The 19,268-nt window shown below is 56.7% G+C and carries 13 protein-coding genes and 3 pseudogenes; 8 read left to right on the top strand and 8 right to left on the bottom strand.

All coding sequences use genetic code 11. The features are described from left to right. Window positions 1-2 precede the first annotated feature (2 nt). Together KHO07_RS00840 and glnK are read right to left on the bottom strand one after the other, a co-directional pair. A complete protein-coding gene (locus KHO07_RS00840; RefSeq protein WP_046818496.1) occupies window positions 3-1,340 on the bottom strand; it encodes an ammonium transporter in 1,338 nt (445 codons plus the stop codon). A 35-nt stretch (window positions 1,341-1,375) separates the two neighbouring features. Further along, window positions 1,376-1,714, bottom strand: coding sequence for a P-II family nitrogen regulator (gene glnK, locus KHO07_RS00835; protein WP_002555808.1), 339 nt, complete (start codon window positions 1,712-1,714; stop codon window positions 1,376-1,378). Between the two features lie 420 nt (window positions 1,715-2,134). Here glnK and KHO07_RS00830 point away from each other — a divergent pair, with 420 nt between their 5' ends. Continuing rightward, the gene (locus KHO07_RS00830; RefSeq protein WP_075946470.1) at window positions 2,135-2,401 is read left to right on the top strand and encodes an accessory factor UbiK family protein; all 267 of its coding nucleotides are present in this window, start codon (window positions 2,135-2,137) and stop codon (window positions 2,399-2,401) included. Between the two features lie 214 nt (window positions 2,402-2,615). Continuing rightward, window positions 2,616-3,461 (top strand): annotated as a pseudogene (locus KHO07_RS00825) (magnesium chelatase domain-containing protein); the annotation flags it as partial. A gap of 295 nt (window positions 3,462-3,756) precedes the next feature. Here KHO07_RS00825 and KHO07_RS29075 read toward each other — a convergent pair. After that, window positions 3,757-4,029, bottom strand: a pseudogene (locus KHO07_RS29075) (patatin-like phospholipase family protein); the annotation flags it as partial. Window positions 4,030-4,756: 727 nt separating this feature from the next. Here KHO07_RS29075 and KHO07_RS29410 point away from each other — a divergent pair. Then, on the top strand, window positions 4,757-4,984 hold the full coding sequence (locus tag KHO07_RS29410; RefSeq protein ID WP_348532534.1) for a BPSL0761 family protein: 228 nt from the start codon (window positions 4,757-4,759) through the stop codon (window positions 4,982-4,984). Window positions 4,985-5,208: 224 nt separating this feature from the next. On the opposite strand, the gene KHO07_RS00820 is transcribed toward KHO07_RS29410, so the two are convergent. Further along, window positions 5,209-5,859 carry a response regulator transcription factor gene (locus tag KHO07_RS00820; RefSeq protein ID WP_212626259.1) on the bottom strand — a complete coding sequence of 217 codons (651 nt, stop codon included), beginning with the start codon at window positions 5,857-5,859 and terminating at the stop codon, window positions 5,209-5,211. Window positions 5,860-5,953: 94 nt separating this feature from the next. Then, entirely contained in the window at window positions 5,954-11,425 is a 5,472-nt protein-coding gene (locus tag KHO07_RS00815; RefSeq protein ID WP_212626258.1) for an AAA family ATPase, read from the bottom strand. A 415-nt stretch (window positions 11,426-11,840) separates the two neighbouring features. On the opposite strand from KHO07_RS00815, the gene KHO07_RS00810 reads away from it, so the two are divergent. The 3 genes and pseudogenes from KHO07_RS00810 to KHO07_RS00800 all read left to right on the top strand — a co-directional run. Further along, entirely contained in the window at window positions 11,841-12,239 is a 399-nt protein-coding gene (locus tag KHO07_RS00810) for a response regulator (RefSeq protein WP_212626257.1), read from the top strand. A gap of 234 nt (window positions 12,240-12,473) precedes the next feature. Beyond that, window positions 12,474-13,412 (top strand): MBL fold metallo-hydrolase, encoded by a 939-nt coding sequence (locus KHO07_RS00805; RefSeq protein WP_212626256.1) that lies wholly within the window; start codon window positions 12,474-12,476, stop codon window positions 13,410-13,412. 66 nt (window positions 13,413-13,478) lie between these two features. Then, a pseudogene (locus KHO07_RS00800) lies at window positions 13,479-13,693 on the top strand (hypothetical protein); the annotation flags it as partial. A gap of 140 nt (window positions 13,694-13,833) precedes the next feature. Here the strand turns inward: KHO07_RS00800 and KHO07_RS00795 are convergent. After that, complete coding sequence (locus tag KHO07_RS00795; protein WP_212626255.1) at window positions 13,834-14,397, bottom strand: hypothetical protein; 564 nt, start codon at window positions 14,395-14,397, stop codon at window positions 13,834-13,836. Between the two features lie 536 nt (window positions 14,398-14,933). Then, window positions 14,934-15,701, bottom strand: coding sequence for a transporter substrate-binding domain-containing protein (locus tag KHO07_RS00790; protein ID WP_212626254.1), 768 nt, complete (start codon window positions 15,699-15,701; stop codon window positions 14,934-14,936). A gap of 303 nt (window positions 15,702-16,004) precedes the next feature. Between KHO07_RS00790 and KHO07_RS00785 the strand changes: the two genes are divergently transcribed. Further along, entirely contained in the window at window positions 16,005-16,517 is a 513-nt protein-coding gene (locus KHO07_RS00785; RefSeq protein WP_212626253.1) for a hypothetical protein, read from the top strand. Window positions 16,518-16,711: 194 nt separating this feature from the next. On the opposite strand, the gene KHO07_RS00780 is transcribed toward KHO07_RS00785, so the two are convergent. After that, window positions 16,712-18,244, bottom strand: coding sequence for a DHA2 family efflux MFS transporter permease subunit (locus KHO07_RS00780; protein WP_212626252.1), 1,533 nt, complete (start codon window positions 18,242-18,244; stop codon window positions 16,712-16,714). 324 nt (window positions 18,245-18,568) lie between these two features. Between KHO07_RS00780 and KHO07_RS00775 the strand changes: the two genes are divergently transcribed. Then, window positions 18,569-19,165: a TetR/AcrR family transcriptional regulator gene (locus tag KHO07_RS00775; RefSeq protein WP_212626251.1), complete on the top strand. Its 597-nt coding sequence runs from the start codon at window positions 18,569-18,571 to the stop codon at window positions 19,163-19,165. Window positions 19,166-19,268 lie beyond the last annotated feature (103 nt).

The following is a 19,268-nucleotide window of genomic DNA, read 5'->3' as shown; positions in this document are numbered from 1 at the left end:
GCTTACAAGTTGTAGCCGCGTTCGTTGTGAAGCGCCAGATCGATGCCGACGGCCTCTTCTTCTTCGGTGATCCGCAGGCCCATGACGGCGTCGAGGACCTTGAGGATGATAAAGGTGACGATCGCGGTGTAGATCACGGTGAAGCCCACACCTTTGCACTGAATCCAGACTTGTGCGGCGATGTCGGTCACGGTGCCGAAGCCACCCAGGGATGGTGCAGCGAACACACCGGTCAGGATCGCGCCGAGGATGCCGCCGATACCGTGTACGCCGAAGGCGTCGAGGGAATCGTCATAACCGAGTTTGCGTTTCAGGGTGGTCGCGCAGAAGAAGCACACCACGCCTGCAGCCAGACCGATCACCAGTGCGCCCATCGGGCCAACGGTGCCAGCGGCCGGAGTGATGGCGACGAGACCGGCGACCACACCCGAAGCAATACCCAGTGCACTTGGCTTACCGTGGGTGACCCATTCGGCGAACATCCAGCCCAGTGCTGCAGCGGCGGTAGCGATCTGGGTCACCAGCATCGCCATACCGGCGGTGCCGTTGGCCGCGGCAGCGGAACCGGCGTTGAAACCGAACCAGCCAACCCACAGCATCGCGGCGCCCATCAGGGTGTAACCGAGGTTGTGCGGTGCCATCGGGGTGGTCGGGAAGCCTTTGCGCTTGCCCAGTACCAGGCAGGCAATCAGACCCGCCACACCGGCGTTGATGTGCACCACGGTGCCGCCAGCGAAGTCGAGCACACCCCAGTCCCACATCAGGCCGCCGTTACCGGACCAGACCATGTGGGCGATCGGCGCATAAACCAGGGTGAACCAGATGCCCATGAAGATCAGCATCGCGGAGAATTTCATCCGCTCGGCGAAGGCACCGACGATCAGCGCCGGGGTGATGATGGCGAAGGTCATCTGGAAGGTGATGAACACCGCCTCAGGGAACAGCGCCGCCGGGCCGGTCAGGCTCGATGGCGTGACACCGGCGAGGAAAGCCTTGCCCATGCCACCGAAGAACGAGTTGAAGTTGACGACGCCTTGCTCCATGCCGGTGGTGTCGAACGCGATGCTGTAGCCATAAATGACCCACAGGACGCTGATCAGGCCGGTAATGGCGAAGCACTGCATCATCACGGAAAGAATGTTTTTCGACCGAACCATGCCGCCGTAGAACAGCGCGAGGCCGGGAATGGTCATGAACAGCACGAGTGCTGTCGAGGTCAACATCCAGGCGGTATCGCCGGAGTTGAGGACTGGGGCCGCCACTTCGTCTGCCGCCAAAGCAAGGCTGGGCATTACGATGGACAACAGGGCTCCTAGCCCTGCGAATTTACGCAGAGTCATATTGTTTTCTCCTGGGGCGTTGGGTTTGTGGCGGCTTAGATTGCGTCGGTATCGGTTTCGCCGGTACGGATGCGAATCGCCTGTTCCAGATTGACCACGAAGATCTTGCCGTCACCGATCTTGCCGGTGTTGGCGGCCTTGGTTATCGCCTCGATAACCCGGTCGAGATCCTTGTCGTCAATGGCGACATCAATCTTCACCTTTGGCAGGAAATCGACCACGTACTCCGCGCCGCGATACAGCTCGGTGTGACCCTTCTGCCGACCGAAGCCTTTGACTTCAGTAACGGTAATGCCCTGCACGCCGATCTCGGACAACGACTCGCGCACGTCGTCCAACTTGAACGGCTTGATGATGGCAGTGACTAGCTTCATGAAAACTCTCTCCCGAATTGGTGGACTTGCCCCAGGAAAACAAACCCGTCTCAAGTCTAAGCGCAGTGCCTGGCTTTGTAACGCATCGTCGGCTCTAACCTGCCCGTCCGACGCCAGTTAACCGCTCCTTGCGAAACACTCCCCCGTTTCGCCTGGCGCACTGCATTCGTCACAGCGACTGCATCAGTGCATGGGTCACTAGCGTCTAAGCAGAAACCTTGCCATCTCCACAAAATCCTCTGTTTTCAAGCCTTTGCTTGCAGATGGCGACAACTTCACTCCAACACCCAACGTGATACGCACAACAACGGTGCGATGCCGTCCGTCCGCATGCGCGAAAAGCGTGCATCCCTTGCCCGCGAAAATGACTATAGACACTGCGTGATACACTGCCCGCCATTGTTATCAGGACCTCTTCCCATGCTCGCGCCCAAAGACTTCCTCGACGCCCTGACCGGCACCGCCTCCCGCCTCTTCAGCGGCGACACCCCCCTGCCGAAAAGCGAAATCGAAAGCCAGTTCAAGGCGCTGTTGCAGAGCGGCTTCAGCAAGCTGGACCTGGTGAGCAGGGAAGAGTTCGACAGCCAGATGGTCGTGCTGGCGCGCACCCGGGCACGCCTGGAGGCACTCGAGGCGAAGGTCGCAGAGATGGAAGCGAAGCTAAGCCCACCAGCAGAAACCGAATAATTGTAAGAGCCGGCTTGCTGGCGATCGCGGTTGTACAGTCGATACATTTGTCGCCTGACCAATCGCTATCGCCAGCAAGCCGGCTCCTACAGACTTAGCACCTGCAACATCCAGTGAAGGTTTGCCTCCTCAAACACCCCGCCAGAAACTCCTCCGCCAACTACCCTTCAAAAAACCCGCAGGAAGCGGCCCCGATTCATCTCAAGGAACGACCATGTCCCTCTCCATCGTCCACAGCCGCGCCCAGATTGGCGTGGATGCACCCGCTGTCACTGTCGAAGTCCATCTGGCCAACGGTTTGCCATCGCTGACTATGGTCGGCCTGCCCGAGGCGGCGGTGAAAGAGAGTAAGGATCGGGTACGCAGTGCGATTATCAATTCGGGGCTGCAATTTCCGGCGAGGCGGATCACGCTGAATCTGGCGCCGGCGGATTTGCCCAAGGATGGCGGGCGGTTCGACCTGGCGATTGCGTTGGGGATTCTCTCGGCCAGTGTGCAGGTGCCGACGCTGACGCTCGATGATGTGGAATGTCTGGGTGAGTTGGCGCTATCAGGCGCGGTACGTGCCGTGCGCGGCGTCTTGCCGGCGGCATTGGCGGCGCGCAAGGCCGGGCGCTCGCTGATGGTGCCGCGGGCGAATGCCGAGGAGGCGTGCCTGGCGTCCGGCTTGAAGGTGATTGCGGTGGATCATCTGCTGGAAGCCGTCGCCCATTTCAACGGGCACACGCCAGTCGAACCCTATGTCTCCGATGGCTTGATTCACGCCAGCAAACCCTACCCCGACTTGAACGAGGTCCAGGGGCAACAAGCCGCCAAGCGTGCGCTGCTGATTGCGGCGGCGGGCGCTCATAATCTTCTGTTCAGCGGGCCGCCAGGGACGGGCAAGACGCTGCTGGCGAGTCGTCTGCCGGGCTTGCTGCCCCCGCTGGCGGAGTCTGAGGCGCTGGAAGTGGCGGCGATTCAATCGGTGGTCAGTTGCTCGCCCTTGAGTCATTGGCCGCAACGACCCTTCCGCCAGCCCCATCACTCGGCTTCCGGGCCTGCACTCGTGGGGGGCGGCTGTAGTTTTCAGAAATAAATGCGACTACTTCTAAATAAATGCGACTGACACCGCAGCAACTAGCGACCTCAGCCACTGTTAAGGCTAGTTTGACGCGGTATGTGAAGTTCCCCCTAAACTTTCCAACTGCAAAGTTAGGCCCAACGCGTGTTGCCGAGTCGGCTTACAAGCACCTTGCACCTTTCAGTTTCATAGCCCAAACAGACAATGAGAGAAATTATGAATTTTTGCATAATTCCACATAAAGCAAATTTCGGTGATTTCGTAGCTTGCCAGATAGGTGAAAGCGCATATTGATCAGCCCTCGACAGGATCGAGCCAGGAAATAGGGAAAATGTCGTGTTATTCAGTCCGCGCCAGAAGTCGGCGAGCGCCTCGACGCACTATTCATTTGGCCTCGCGGCATAGTAGGCCCTGTTTATAGCTCCACTGAGGCACCCGCTACCATGTCGAATTGAACACTGGCTTCAGCGAGGGCTCGCAACATTCCGACCTGCACTGCCTCCAGGCTGCCACAGCCAGAGAATACGATCGCGAATTGCTCGCCATAGAAAGAAGCTCTTTTCAGGGGAGGTAATTGCACAGACTTGCCTACGCATTTGCATTCGACTTGACCACTCATTTTCATCGGATTTGACCATCAAGCTGCATGGAAATGAACTGCAGAGAACGGCCGACTCTGTTGAAAAAGCTGGCCATGGTTGCAACGGCAGAAAAGTACGCGCCTGAGATTGAAATCTATACTTTGGGCACAGAGGCTTCCAGGCTCAGATTTCACGTAGCAGCGTGTAAAAGAGGCGTTTTCACTGGCCAATATTCAGGCCATTTGGGCGAACCGACTTTTTCAACAGAATCGGCCGTTTTCTGCCTGTCGCGACGGGCTGAGAACGGCATAAGCGGACGGTGGAAGAGGCTAATGGCCGAACAGGTCAACGAAATATAGGAAGATCTAGCGATATATAGCGATTTTTGCTAGACATCGCTAGATTTACACATATTCGATCCCAGTCATGACCGGTGCACTGACGTGCAGGCCAAAGTTTCGGGTCGAGGACGGCTGTAAACTTTAAGTGTATTGCAGTCCATCGCGACAGGCACCCACCGGCAAGAAGCGGAAATTTGAAATGCACCTAAAACGCGCTTGCGACCGGCTGACGGCCGCCAGTTAGCCAGCATCATTTAAACTTTCTTGATGACCGGTGCTTCCAGCTACCATCAAGGATGGCTTGCTCCCCCCAATATGCCCGGATGCCCGCCTTTAAGCTTCTGAATACCACTTTGCAAATAGGAAAACCATGACGATGCCTAACGAGCGTACTAGGGCGGTGATTTCCGCCGGAGTGTTTTTGCGAGAAATTTCGCAAGACATTACTCTGAACGTTGAGTTGCGTGATATGGCAGATCAAATACTTCGCCACTACCCCAGCAGGAGTGAGGTTTTGATGCAAGGACAATTCGAAGCAAGCTATCTAGAGTCATTTGGAGTGTCGCCATTCTTCAGCCCAAGCGTAAGGCTGAAATAGCAACCTAGAGTCGTTCGCGATCCTTCAAAATGAACATTCGGGGCGTGAGTGTCAGTCGATACTATAGACAATAAGGTCAGATTCCGACCCATAGCGGTCATACGTCTTCACTTGATCATTGAGGGCCACGCCTTTACTGGCGCAATGGAAAGCCCTCTTGACGTTCATCCGGGTGCCATGGCGGCGAAGCGTTCTGCTTCATTGGGCACCCGACTGGTGCGACATCAATGATTCACGCCAGGCCCCAACGCCTCCGCCATGCGCACCAGATCCGCGAACGATTTGGCCTGCATTTTTTTCATCGCATGACCGCGATGGATCTTCACGGTTATTTCGCTCAGGTTCATTTGCCCGGCGATCTGCTTGTTCATCAGGCCCTTCACTGCAAGGGCCATGACTTCTTTCTCTCGGGCCGACAGGGTCTGGTAACGGTCTTGCAAGTCAGAAGATAACTGTTCGGTTTCCCGGCGCTTGATATCGGTCTGCAGCGCGGCAGACACCGCATCCAGCAAGTCCTGTTCGCGAAATGGCTTGGCCAGGAAATCCACGGCACCCGCTTTCATTGCCTTGACCGACATCTCGATGTCGCCATGGCCGGTGATGAAAATGATGGGGGTGTTCACATTGGAGCTGGTCAGCTGACGCTGGAATTCCAGGCCGCTGCTTCCTTGAAGCCGAACATCGAGCACCAGGCAACTGGCGGTTTCGGACTTGGGGTACAGAAGATATTCTGCGGGGGACGCGAAGGTCTCGACGCGGATGCCGGCGGAACGGAACAGATTGCTCAGTGCCTGGCGAATGGAGGCGTCATCGTCCACCACGAATACTATCGAGCTGCTGTTGCGAGGCTCGTTGGTTGGGGAATTACCTTTCATACTTAATTCTCTAGGCTTTTGGCAGAAAAATTGTAGCACCGCCCGTACTGGGCATTCCCTGTGGAGCCAGGCGACCAAATGCAGAGCGTCCCTTTCAGCATTGCGCCACCGGCAGCGTGAATTGCACGGTGGCGCCCCGGGGCCGATTGACGCTGGCCCACAGGCGGCCGCCATGGGCTTCGATGATCGAGCGACAGATGGATAAGCCCATGCCCATGCCGGTTGGTTTGGTGGTGTAGAACGAAACGAATATCTGTTCGGTGTTTTCCGAGGCAAACCCGGGCCCGGAGTCACTGACGCTCACCCACACGTCGCCCGTATCGTCCAGCGCCGCACTGATGTACAACTGGCGTTCGCTTTCGCTCACGGCATTCATGGCCTCCAGGGCATTCATGATCAGATTGAGCAGTACCTGCTGCAGTTCGACACGATCGCCTTCGATCCATGGCAACGCTTCCGCAAGTTGGATCTGTATCGAGGCGCCGCTCTTGATGATCTGCCCTCGAGTGAACTCAATCATTTCTTCAATGGCTGCGCAGATGTTCATCGCTTCCTTTTGCGGCGGCGCTTTACGGATATGACTACGAATGCGCCCCAGCACATCCGACGCTCGATTGGCGTCGGCGATCAGGCTGCCCAGCACGTTTTGCACTTCTTCAATTTGCGGCGGCAGGGCGTTGAGCCAGCGCATCGCCGCGTTGGCGTTGAGAATGGTCGCGGCGATGGGTTGATTGACTTCATGGGCGATGGACGCAACGAGTTGCCCCATGGTCACGACTCGGTTGGCGTGGGCAAGTTCGGTTTGCACCTCGCGATAACGGCGTTCGCTTTCACGTATTTTCTCTTCGGCCTGTTTGCGCTCGGACAGGTCCAGAACGAACGCAACGCCTTCTTTGCGGTTTGCCTCGAACATCGCTAGGCCGACAATCACCGGCAGGATCTGCCCGTCCTTTTTGAAATACGCTTTCTCGTAGGGTTGGGCGTAGCCTGTGGCAATAGCCTGGGCCAAGGAACGCTCGTTTACCTCAATGTATTGCGGCGTCGTCAGGTCCCTCCAACTCAGCAGGCCGGATTCCAGATCCGCTCGCTCGTAGCCCACCATGCGCAGAAAGGCATCGTTGGCCTCGATAATTTCGCCGTTGTCGGTCCACACCACGATGCCGATGATGTTCGCATCCACCAGGCGGCGGATTTTTGCTTCACGCTCTTGGACCTCGCGGTACAAACGGGCATTTTCCAGGGATATCGCGGCCTGGGTTGCCACCAGCTTCAACACGGCGATGCGATCCGTGCTGAACACATGGGCGGTGAGGTTGTTTTCCAGATACAGCGCGCCGGTCAGTTCGGCCTGGTTCATCAGCGGCATGCACAGCACGGAGCGGGCGCGGTGCTGGCGGATATACGGGTCGGTGGCGAATGGCGCCTGGGACGCAGCGTCGCCGAGGAACACGCTCTCGCGGGTGCGCAAGACATGGTAGAGAATCGATTCCGGCAGCAGGCTCGCGTTGATGGGCTCGTCCCTCAGCAGTGTCGAACGTCCTGCTACAGTCACTTGCGCCACGATGCGGTGCTCCCCGCACTGCGACAGGATCAACAAGCCACGCTGCGCACCGGCCTGTTCGATGGCGGTGCGCATTACTATCTCGATCAGCTTTTCCAGCACGATCTCACCGGAAACGGCCTGCGAGACTTTTATGACGGTAGCCAGGTCGAGGTGTTCAACCGACGCGGCCATCGTAGTGGTCGCGCCAAGCACCTGTGCTTCGGTGCGTAGCGACGGATAGCGTGCCTCAAGCTGCCGGACCTTGCCGTTGGCGCCCCAGCGCAAGTAACCATAGCGGGCATCCTGCAGATAGATCCGCGCTATTTTTTCCAGGCCACGGGCGGCGTAGAAACGCGACGCGAGCTCGTTGGCCAGCGCTTCGATGTGCACGAAGCCGCTATTCTGCGCGGCATGAATGGCTCGCTCGTACAGACGCTCAGCCTCTAGCACACGCCCCTCGATCCGGGCGATCTCAGCGTCGACGAGCAGGGCATGGCTGGCGAAATTGGTCGGACATTGTTCGGCCCAGACCTGGAATTGACGCTGATGTTCGGCTATCACCATCAGGTGTTGCCCATGCTGCGCCATCGGGAGGCTGTCGCAGCAGGCGGCACGGGTCAATGCGTCATAGAAATGAAATTCGGCCTCCTCGAAAAACAGGTAAGAAGTCCAGAGTAATTGCCGGGCCTTGACGGCTGCCCGCATGGCCGCCTGCGGATCGCCGGCGAGGTAGCAGGCCTGAAGTTTACGCACCCAGTACCAGCACTCGGCCAAGGCCAGGTCCGGGGTACTGGCCAGATGAGCTTCGGTGGCGTGCTCATCGAACTGCCCGTCGTCGAAACAGCCGAACGTCGGCGTCAGGCCGCGAAGCATCCGAATAAAACCAAGCTGCGTGCCAATGAAATCGCTGACCAGGCCGAAGCGTACTTTCCTGGCGTACTTCAAGCCCCGCTCGGCTTCGCTCTGTACATCGGATAGCGGTTCACCGGCGAAGAGGGAGTCTGAAGACTGGCTGTTGCCTGCATAAGCGCCATACGGCAGGTCGCCGATCCGGTTGGCGGCAATAAAGGATCGGCGCAGCAGTGCGCGGCATTGCGCAACAGGTTTCATCCAACGCACGGCAAAATTGGAGAAGCACAGGTAGGTGCTGGCCTCGAAGCGCTTCAAGCCATGTCGATCCACTAGTTCGCAGGCCAACTGACCGAAGCGGAAACCCGCCTGGTAGTCGCCAAAACGCCGCCCTGCGACCCGGAACGCATTGGCATAGTGCACACAGGACGCGTCCGCGTTGCCCATTTCCAGGCTAAGGCTGATGGCCATGCAAATCGACAGGCAGGCCAGGTTGTCGTCGGTCTGCAGGGCCGGCGGGAACAGCTTACCAAGGGCGCTGACGGTCATGAGAGTGGCCGGGTCTTGCATTATCGGCGAGTCGATGAGCTGCTCGATGGTGCGGTTACCCAGTGATATCCAGATCTGGTCGTACTCGCGGCGCACCTCGTCATCACCCGGATGAGGCGACCAATCAACCCCCACATGGCGCATGTAGTCGAGACAGACGGTGACAGCCCTGTCACTGCGATCGAGCAGTAGGTATACGTCCATTTGCAAACAGGCAACGCTGCCATGTTCGATGACGGTGGCAGCGCGCGTGGACAGATGGATCAAACGCTCGTCAGCGGCCGACAGTTGCCCGGTCAACATCTCGCATTCAGCGCGGTTGAGCTCGAGCGCAAAAGCCAGTTCATGGCGCCGCGTCCAGCCAGCATCGTCCAGCAGTTGCGCGCCACTGGTCAGGTACTTCAGCGCCGAAGTATAGGCGGTGGAAGCCTTGGCGCGCTGGCCGGCAGTTAGGTTGAACTCGGCCAATTGATCGCGCTCTTCCCGGTCCGTGATCAGCGTAGCGCCGCTGTTGAGCTGGCCGACGACCTGGAAGATCGCGTCTTCCCACTCCGCCACAGGTGTCAAAGCGGCGAGCAGTCGGCCGATGCGCAGGTGCGCCTGGGCGCGAGTATCGATGGGAATCAGTGAATAGGCAGCTTCGTGAATTCGGTCATGAGCGAAGCCATAAGTCCCTTCCAGTTGCTGGACCAATTCCTGGCGAATGGCTTCCCACAGCACAGTGCGAATCTGATTCTCGGGGATGCCCAGCACGGCCGACAGTGCTGTATTGCTGGCCACGTTGCCCAGGCACGCCAGTTGTTGCAGCGCCTGCCGGGTTTCCAGCGGCAGACGGGTCAATCGGCCGACCATCAGGTCGACGATGTTATCGGTATAACCTTTGGCGTGGATGCGATCCGGGTTCCAGCACCATTGGTGTGCGCCATGATCGAAGGTCAGCAGCTTCTCGTCGGCGAGGGTCTGCAAGAACTGGATCACGAAGAACGGATTGCCGGCGGTTTTATCCAGCACCAACTGGGCCAAGGGTTCGACCTGAGGCAATTCGTCATGAATCGCATCGGCGATCAGCTGTTCAATATGTACCTTGGCAAGTGGCGCCAGCGTGATTTCATCAATTTTGCCCCCGGCGTTTCTAATCGCCTGAAGTTTGCCGGTCAGCGGGTGCGTGTCATCTACCTCATTGCTGCGGTAGGCGCCTACCAGCATGAGGTGGCGCACATCGGAGTTGGTCAGCAGGTCCTCAAGCAGGTCGAGCGTCGCCGCGTCCAGCCACTGCAGGTCGTCGAGAAACAGGGCAAGCGGATGTTCCGCCTTGGCAAACACGCCGATGAAACGCCTGAATACCAACAGAAAGCGGCGTTGCGCCTGTTGCGGTTCAAGGGGGGGTACGGGCGGCGGCTCGCCAATGATCAGCCTGAGTTCCGGGATGAGGTCGGTGATCAGTCGCGCGTTGGTGTCCAGCGCGGTTTGCAATGCCTCGCGCCATTGCGCCAGTTCCGTGTCGTTCTTGCCCAGCAAGGTACGGACCAGGCTTTGAAAGGCCTGAACCAGAGTCGAATAGGGGATGTCGCGTCGATATTGATCGAACTTGCCCGATGCAAAAATTCCGCGCGGCGGCACCAGTGCTTTGTGCAACTCATTGACCACCGAGGATTTGCCGATGCCGGAGTAACCGGTCACAAGCACCAGTTCCGGCGTGCTACTGGCGATTACCCGGTCGAACGCGGCGATCAGCGTGTACACCTCCTGCTCGCGGCCATAGAGTTTTTCGGGGATCAGCAGGCGATCGGAGGTGCCTTGCTCGCCTAGGGCAAACAGGGGAATTCGTCCCAGCGATTGCAAGTCCGCTAGGCAACGACCCAAGTCATGTTCAACGCTGGCGGCCGTCTGGTACCGCTCCTCAGCGGTCTTGGCCAGTAACTTCATAATGATTTGCGAGAGCATCTCGGGCACGGTTCCGACCCGGGCGCTCGGGGGTTGCGGTTGCTTGGCGATATGGCAATGCACCCACTCGATCGGGTCGCTGGCGGTGAACGGCAGCGAGCCGGTGATCATCTCGTACAGGGTGACCCCCAAGGAATAGAGGTCACTGCGTGAATCGATGGAACGATTCATCCGCCCGGTCTGTTCCGGGGCCATGTAGGCGAGGGTGCCGGCGATGGTTTCAGGGGCTTGGCGTTCGCGGGGTAGTCGTGAGGTGAGACCGAAGCCCGTCAGACGGATCTGGCCGTCGGGACAGTTCACCAAGATATGGCTGGGCTTGATGTCTTTATGCACCAGGCCTCGCTGGTGGAGCTTGCCCAGAGCGCAGGCGATACCCGTTGCGATACGTACAAAAGGTTCGGCGGCCATCGGCGCCACCAGCAGTTTAACTAGCGGCGTGCCGCCCGGATCCGCCAGCAGCAGTCGCATAAGCCCGCCTTCCCTAACCAGCTCAAGGGGGCGAACAGCCCAGGCATCATCCAGTTTGTCCCTTAGGCTAAACTCGTGAACCAGGCGGCCTAGGCAGGCGGGAAGGGGTTGTTCGCTAATGGGGCGCGCCACCAGCACCGTACGATTATCGGATGTATCGTGCAGTAGCTCGCGACAGAAGGTGCGTTCGCCATCGTCCCATAGTATTTGCATGCTGATATCCATCGGGTGGAAGCATTAGGTGGTGTTTACCGTTACGCCTAGGGTCCAGAGGGGGCGCTGCAATCGCTGTTTTGATAGTTAAAGGGTCTTGTGGAGAGCGCCTGGCCAGACATCTTTTTCAGCTTTGAGATTAGCTGCTCGCAGAGCGGTCATCGACTCGCTTCGCAGGATGGGGCCGGGGGATTGCGGGTCGCAGCACTAGGCAGATAAACGACCGGCCATTATTTCTCACATATAAGCAGACCGATGTCAGGTCGTCTCTCATACATGAGTTTAGTGCAAGGGGATGTTGCACTGCTCGCGTCAGTCATACTTTAGTGTGGCTCAATGACACGCAGGTGTGGTTATCGGGTTTTCAGGCGTGAGTATATTGTGCTGATAACAGGAAATGGCGTGAGCATCTTCAATGAACCAGGACATAAGTGATTCGATACTTATTGCCATAATTGATGACGATGATTTTGTCCGGATGGCGCTGGACAGCTTGTTACGGTCTATTGGCTATAAAGTTCGCACCTATTGCCGAGCGTTGGATTTTCTCTACTCCAAGGACATGGCAGATACGCAGTGCCTGATAACGGATGTGCAGATGCCCGCTGTAACTGGTGTCGAGTTGCATGAGCATCTGATCGCGATGAATTTCACTATACCCACGTTATTCATCACGGCTTATCCGGAGGCGATCGCTCACCTCGAAGCCAATATTTTTCCGGTGATTGGTTGCCTGTCCAAACCCTGTGACGTCGACAAACTGCTCAACTGCATCGAAATAGCTACCGCTCATAGGCCGGGCGGCGCTCGGTAGTTTTCTCGCGTTTTTTCAATCTTTGCTCCCCCCTCATGCCGCCGTTTCTACATGGTCTGATTTTGGCGACCTTTCATACATTTGCTCAGACTGATCACCCTAATGCGTGAGGCGTCTATACCCGCGTATGGTATCGAGCGCACTCGCCGCAATGCAGACTCATTTCTCCGGGCGACACGCCACTTTCACACCGAAAGTGGAGTGTTCGCCGATCCAGGCAACAGGAGAATGACCATGACGACGCATCTGAATCACACTGCCCCAAAGGCTGAAACCGACGGTCAACAGGGATCGGGGTTCGAAGAGCTGGTGCCTTCGCGCTACGCGGTACGGGTTGGCGAAATTGACGTGCTGGTGATCAGCGATGGCGTGCTGCCGCTGCCGACATCGACCATGTCCACCAACGCGGACCCGGCCGTTCGCGCTGCCTGGTTCAAGGACATGTTCCTCGGCCCGGACGCTTTCGATTGGGCGTTGAACGTATTGGTGGTGCGCAGCGGTGAGCAGACCATTCTGGTCGACGCCGGCCTAGGCGGGCAGTTCCCAGGCTTCCCGCGCGCCGGACAATTTCCCAAGCGGCTGTCGGGCGCGGGGATCGAGCTGGAGTCGGTGACTGATGTGGTGATTACCCACATGCACATGGACCACATCGGCGGGCTGCTGGTTGACGAAGTGAAGAACCGGTTGCGTCCGGATGTGCGGATCCACGTGACGGCGACCGAAGTCGCCTTCTGGGAATCGCCGGATTTCACCCAGACTGAAATGCCGTCACCCGTGCCGGATGTACTGCGGTCGACTGCCAATGAGTTCATGGCTGTCTACGGCGACAAGGTGCGCACGTTCGAAGATGAATACGAAGTTGCACCGGGCGTGGTTGCAAAGCTGACTGGCGGTCACACGCCGGGGCATTGTGTGGTGTATGTGAACTCGGGTGGCGAGCGGTTGACCTTTGCTGGGGACGCGCTGTTTCCAGTGGCGTTCGAGCATCCGGACTGGCATAACGGGTTTGAACATGATCCAGAGGAGTCAGTGCGGGTTCGAGTTCGTTTGATGCAAGAGGCAGCGGCGAGCGGGGAGTTGTTTGTAGCGACGCACTTGCCGTTTCCTTCGGTTGGGCGGGTGAAGGTAGATGGGGATGCGTTTCGGTGGGTGGCGGCGTTTTGGGATTTTTGATGGCTCGGTGGAGCTCGGCCAAATTTAGAGTGGGCCGCTGTCACCTCGACAATGATGTCGTCCTACTCTCCGTCTAGCCAGTAGGCTCACACAGTTGAATTGCGTAAGAATCTTCGTTTGTCGTGAGTGCGGTGACCAGCATGCAATCGAGACTGAGCCGCACCGAAATCGGGATTGAGCTGGCAAATGAGGCGGGGCAGCTGATTCTCGAGATTCAACAGGGCTCGAGGCGTGTGGTAGATACGATCAGCCAGTTCAATTCCACCCTACAATTGAATTGACCACAAACCTGTAGGAGCGAGCTGGCTCGCGATGGAGGCCAACGAAAACGCGGGGTGTCAGGCATCCAACGTAAAAGTTAACCATCGTGAGCAAGCCACGCTCCCACAGGGGTTGCAGCCCAGCCCCAACCAGGGTGTGGTCAGAGTGCTGCGAGGAACTTGTCCACCACCTGACTCTTGTTCTGGTCGCCACCCTTCTGCTCTTTCTCCTGCTCGACGATTTCCGCTTTTTCCTGCATGCGCCGGGCGACTTCCTCGCCTATAGCCTTTTGTCTCTCCGGCGGCATCTCGTCGACTTGTTCCTGAGTCAGGCCCATCTCTTCCAGTATCGCGTCGTGGATACGCTGTTCCGGGGTCTTGCTCATGTATTCTTTGAATTCGGAAGTGGCCGACCCTACGCCATTGACGGCCTCCGCCACGCCTTCAGGCAATGGCGCATAGACCGCTTGTAGATTCACACGGGTCTTAGCGAATGCTTCGTTAACGTTGTCGCTGATCTTGGTAGCCTCGCTGACCTGCTGCGTAGTCTGCCCCGTAGCGGATTCCTGAACCTGTGTAGTGATCTGGGGGTCCTGCGCCTGCACGTTGTTCTGCAGAGCCAAGGTTATGACGCTTTGCAGGCCGGCAGCAGCCTCGGCAGTGGCGTCTTCGCCGGGACGCTTGGGAAGCGGCATGACCAGATTTTGTTTGGCACTGACCAACATAAAAAAAGTCCTTTTGGATGATTTTGGAGCAGGACTTCACGCAAAAAATATACCTATAATGAAAATTCTATTTAAATCAATAGCTTAAACGTTAAAAGACAGCCTTTTCACCGCGGAATGGGCAAATCTATGCCGACGAACGGCAAAGGTTTGCGGGCGCAGGGAAGGCCAATACCGCATTGTTTCAGGAATCCGGATTGGAGTGTCAATCGCTTGGTCGACAGCCTGATGATAATACCGGCCAGGGTAGGTCTGGGCCAGGAGACATAGGCCCTTGGAGATCGCAGTGGGTTGGACTGTCCACAGAGTGTGCTGGTCCTGCTCGCTCCTATAGCAATGGAGGCCAAAGACAAGGCGTGACGTAGCGCCGCCACCCAGATGACGCTGGCGACATCTAGTTGGCTGGCGAATGGTCAGCGGGAGGTGGCAGGGCGCGCAATGCATCGGTGTCTTTTGGACCGACGCGCGAGTGTTCTGCTCAGCCAACGTTCGCAGGACGTCGATTGCCACCCGTCTCAGCACCGTCACCACGGCCATCATGACCGGTGATTCGCTGCCGTGAACCATCGATGGTAAATTTGCTCGAGCACACCGTTGGCCTGGATCCGCCGATAGCCTTCGTCATACATCTCCAAAGCTCGCAAACCATCCGGGTGGGCCAGACTGAAGCCAATTCCCACGTTTGTTCTGCCGCAGTTGAAGGAAAACCGAACGGCGGTTTCCGTCCCTGACCGACGTGCCTTTTCACTCCTGTCCTGCCATTGACTGGTGATGATCAAGGCGGCTTTCAAGCGCCCGGCGGCGAGCTTTTCAAGGTTCTGCACATCGGAAGCCGCGCTTTCGAACACCACGTTGGACGACTGCAGTGCAGTTGCTTCGGACGAATATTCATAAGCCCTGGAAATGCCCACGGAGCCAGGGGGCAAAGTGCATTTCCCGTCTGGGGGCTTGGGTAAAGGGTCATCGATTCTTTCGAATATGTCGTTGCTGGCGCTATAGATGGGAAGTGAAGCCAGTCTGATTTTTCCCTCGAATTCGGGCACGCCACTCATGTTGAAGCAGGCAACCGTTGTGCCGTTGAGCGCCATGTATTTGCAGCGTGCATACGGCATGACGTTGAGTTGCACGCTGACCGACATTTCTTTGAAGGCAGCGATGACAACATCATTAGCGAAGCCGGTGCCATCCCTTATGGACCACGGTGGTGCGGCATCTTCGACAGAAATCGTTAATGTTTCTGCGGACGCTGTTGCTGAAAGCGTGCATAGCGCTAATAAAAGAGGGGTCGTTTGCCATGACCACATTGAGTGCTCAGCCTTTTATTGTCGAACTTTTATTCCGAGGGATGAGTTGATCGAACCGTAAGTAGAATTTGAAGCTGACCATATTTGTCCGATGTTGCCGCAGTAATAAATCGGGAATCTTATTAAACTTATTTGCAATAAATATTGTATTGAATCAGCGTGGCCAGCAGGCAGACAAATAACCCTAAATTCCTGCCAAGCAAAAGCTGGCGGCTTGACTCTTTTCATATTTGCCAAAAAACTACAAAAGCAAAAAAACATAGCGCATCAACGTATAATTCTGTCGAAAATGGAGTGTTTGGAATGAGTACAATAACGGGAGCTACTTTCAATGACATCGCACCTCCTTCGATTAAGATCCTGCACCTGAATGTTCCGACACAGCCGGTCAAATCTGATGCCGACTCAACCACCAATGTCGCCCCATCGACTCCGCAAGCCGTCAAGGTAAGCCTTTCGAGCGAAGGTCTGCAGGCTTCGGCGTCAGCCAAGCACACCAAAGCCTCCACGGATGTGGATCAAGAGAAAATACTGGAGAAAATTCGGGAGCAGATAAAGGAGCTACAGGAAGCGATCCAGGAACAGCAGACTCAGCTCCAGGCTGTTCAAGCCAGTCGCAATCTCTCAAGCGAGGAAAAAACCCAGCGTATCAGTGCTATCAATCAACAGTTGGCAAGCCTCAACAGTTCGCTGGCAGGTGCAACGGCGCAACTGCTACAGGCACTCAAAGGTTTACCGGAACTTGCAGGAAGTGATGGAATACAACCGATGCCTTATGTGAAACCTGCGGCGGATGATACTTCCAGCCAGTCCTGATTATTAAATAGTGGATTGACTCATTGCCGGACGGTGCAAGCCTATCCGGCAATGAGCATTTGTATCGTGCAATGCACTTATATTGGGGGCTCTACATTTTTCTATTATTGAAGATCTTGAAATGTGACGATTTCACTTAAAGGACCTGACTAATAGGCAAGCAGCGAACAAAACGTAATAACCTATGGCTGATATCAGTGATGTTCACTGGGCTTTAGCGGGCCTTTCGGGCGTTTCACTAACCAGACTGCCCCTATGGATATCGTCATCAATACAACGGCGCATGCATAAAAATCGTTGGTGGCCAGCATGACGGCTTGGCTGTCTACGGTTTTTGAGAAAAGCGCGATGGCGCCGTCATGGCTTATCCCTGACCGGGTCGCGGCTGTGATCATTTCCTGCTCTGCGCCGGGTCGAATGCTGGCCACCAATTCCGAGCGGTTCGCTTTCGTCATGTGCTCCCAATAAGTCAGGGTCAATGAGGAGCCGATGGCCATGGACAATACCCGCAGGAAATTCTGTAGCCCTGCTCCGCTCGCTACCTTGTCGGCGGGAAGATCGGAGATCCCCAATGCGGTCAGTGTGATCATGCAGGCTGGAATGCCTGCGCCGAGGACGAACATGGCCGTCGCGACCGATAGGTAATCGGCCTGTGTCGTGAAGTGAGCTCTCATGAAGAAAGAAAGGGCTAGCACACTCATTCCATAAGTCACGATCCAGCGTGGATCAATTTTCGGCATCAGTCGCCCCACGATGGGGGCAGTGATGACAGCCAGTATTCCCATGGGGGCGGTTGCCAGACCTGCCCAGGTTGCTGTGTAACCCATTTGTTGCTGAAGCCATAAAGGCGTCAGCACAATATTGCCGAAGAAAATGCCAAACATCAGGCTCAGGGTAATGGTCGATACCAGCCAATTGCGTGAGCGGAAGACACTCAAGTCAATGATGGGATTCGGGTCGGTCAGCTCCCATATCAACAGAACCAGCAGTGCAATGATGGCAACGATTGCGCACACGGTGATGAAGGGTGATGAAAACCAGTCCAGCTCTCGACCCTTGTCGAGCATCAGTTGGAAACTGGTGACAAATATGGCAAGCAGCACCAGCCCGGCCATATCAATTTTCGAGCGCGTTGTGGGGCCATCGCGGCCACGCAACACGCTGAGGCTGCCTAGCATGACAAGCGCGCCAAACCCGACATTGATGTGAAACACCCAGCCCCAGTGCCAGTTATCGGAAATGATACCACCGAAAATCGGGCCGAAAATGGGGGCGACCACAGTCATCATTCCCCACAGTGACAGCGCGATATTGGATTTGTCCTTGGGGAAGACCGACAGCATCAAGGTCGATGACAAGGGGATCAGAGGGCCGCCGGCCAACCCTTGCAGTACCCGGAACAGCACCAGGCTTTCCAGGGACCAGGACAGTCCGCAGCACACTGAAAAAAATACAAAGGCAGACAGACATACCAGGAAGAGCCGGACTTCACCGAACTGCCGTACCAGCCAACCGGTGAGCGGGATCGTGATGGCTTCAGCTACGGCGTAGGAGGTGATGATCCATGTGCCCTCCGTGGTCGACACCCCCAGAAAACCTGAAATGGTCGGCATCGCTACGTTGGCGATGGTCGTGTCGAGCACAACCATGAAGTTGGCCAATGACAGGACAACGGCGGCGATAATCAGGCTTGCGCCCGACAGCGGTTTGTTCTTCGAGTCAGCCACGCGACCACCTCGGCGAAGCGAGTTTGGATGTGACGTTGGCTGCTGAGCGCTGACCGAACGCCGAGCGTGGCGTTTGTTGTGACTCATTCATGATTGACAGTGGTCCCGTCGCTTGCCTGAATACGAATCGGCGCGAATGTAAACCGATCGGTTCGATGCGTCAAACGGACAGCCTGTAAATTGCCTTAAAAAAGGCGTATAAATGTCTTTATAAACCGAACCGAAGGGTCCGATTCATGAATGATTCCAACATGTTGAGCTTATGGCCTTGCAATAGCCAAAGCGCGAGTCGGCATTCTTCCTTCTGACTGATTGGCGGTGTTGATGGACAAAGTGAAGATGGTCGTCGCCGGTGCGCGCGCAGTTTTTCTGGAGCATGGTTTTACTGCGGCCACGACAGACATGATTCAGCGTGCAGCCGGTGTTTCGAAGTCAACGGTGTATGCCTACTACCCGACCAAGGAAGCCCTGTTCGAATCGGTCATCGAGGCCGAATGCGAGAGGGCACTGCGCGAAGTGGGCGAGATATCGCCCTCGCAAAATAATGTCCGGGAAGTCCTCACGGGGCTGGCCCGTGCCTACATGAATATTTTTCTGTCGCCCGGGGGGCTGGCGCTGTTCCGGGTCATCGTGGGTGAAGCGCCACGATTCCCTCAGTTGGCGAGGCGCTTTTATCTGGTGGGGCCGCAATCGATGAACAAGCTCGTGGCGCGGTACCTGGACAAGGCCTGCGCCGATGGTGCGCTCGATGTGAGCAGTGTGGGGCTGGAGGCAGCGGCGTCTGTCTTCAACAACCTTGTCCGGTCAGAGGCGCAGATTCAGGGCCTCACGCATCCGGCTTCACTGCCTTCCGAAGCTCAGCAGGATCAATGGATCGATCTTGCCGTCACGACATTTCTCCGGGCATTTGGAACAAAATGATTGCTGTCTAAATAGGGCCTCCGGCCCGCGGGCGGCTGCTCAGTCCTCCCGATGCGGGATGCGACTTCGGACTAGCTCCCTGTCTGCGCGCAACATGACCGCC

The sequence above is a fragment of the Pseudomonas sp. PP3 genome (genome assembly GCF_905336995.1).
GTDB lineage: Bacteria > Pseudomonadota > Gammaproteobacteria > Pseudomonadales > Pseudomonadaceae > Aquipseudomonas > Aquipseudomonas reinekei.
The sequence above is the reverse complement of the archived record's forward strand: the minus strand, read 5'-3'. Positions and strand labels throughout refer to the sequence as shown.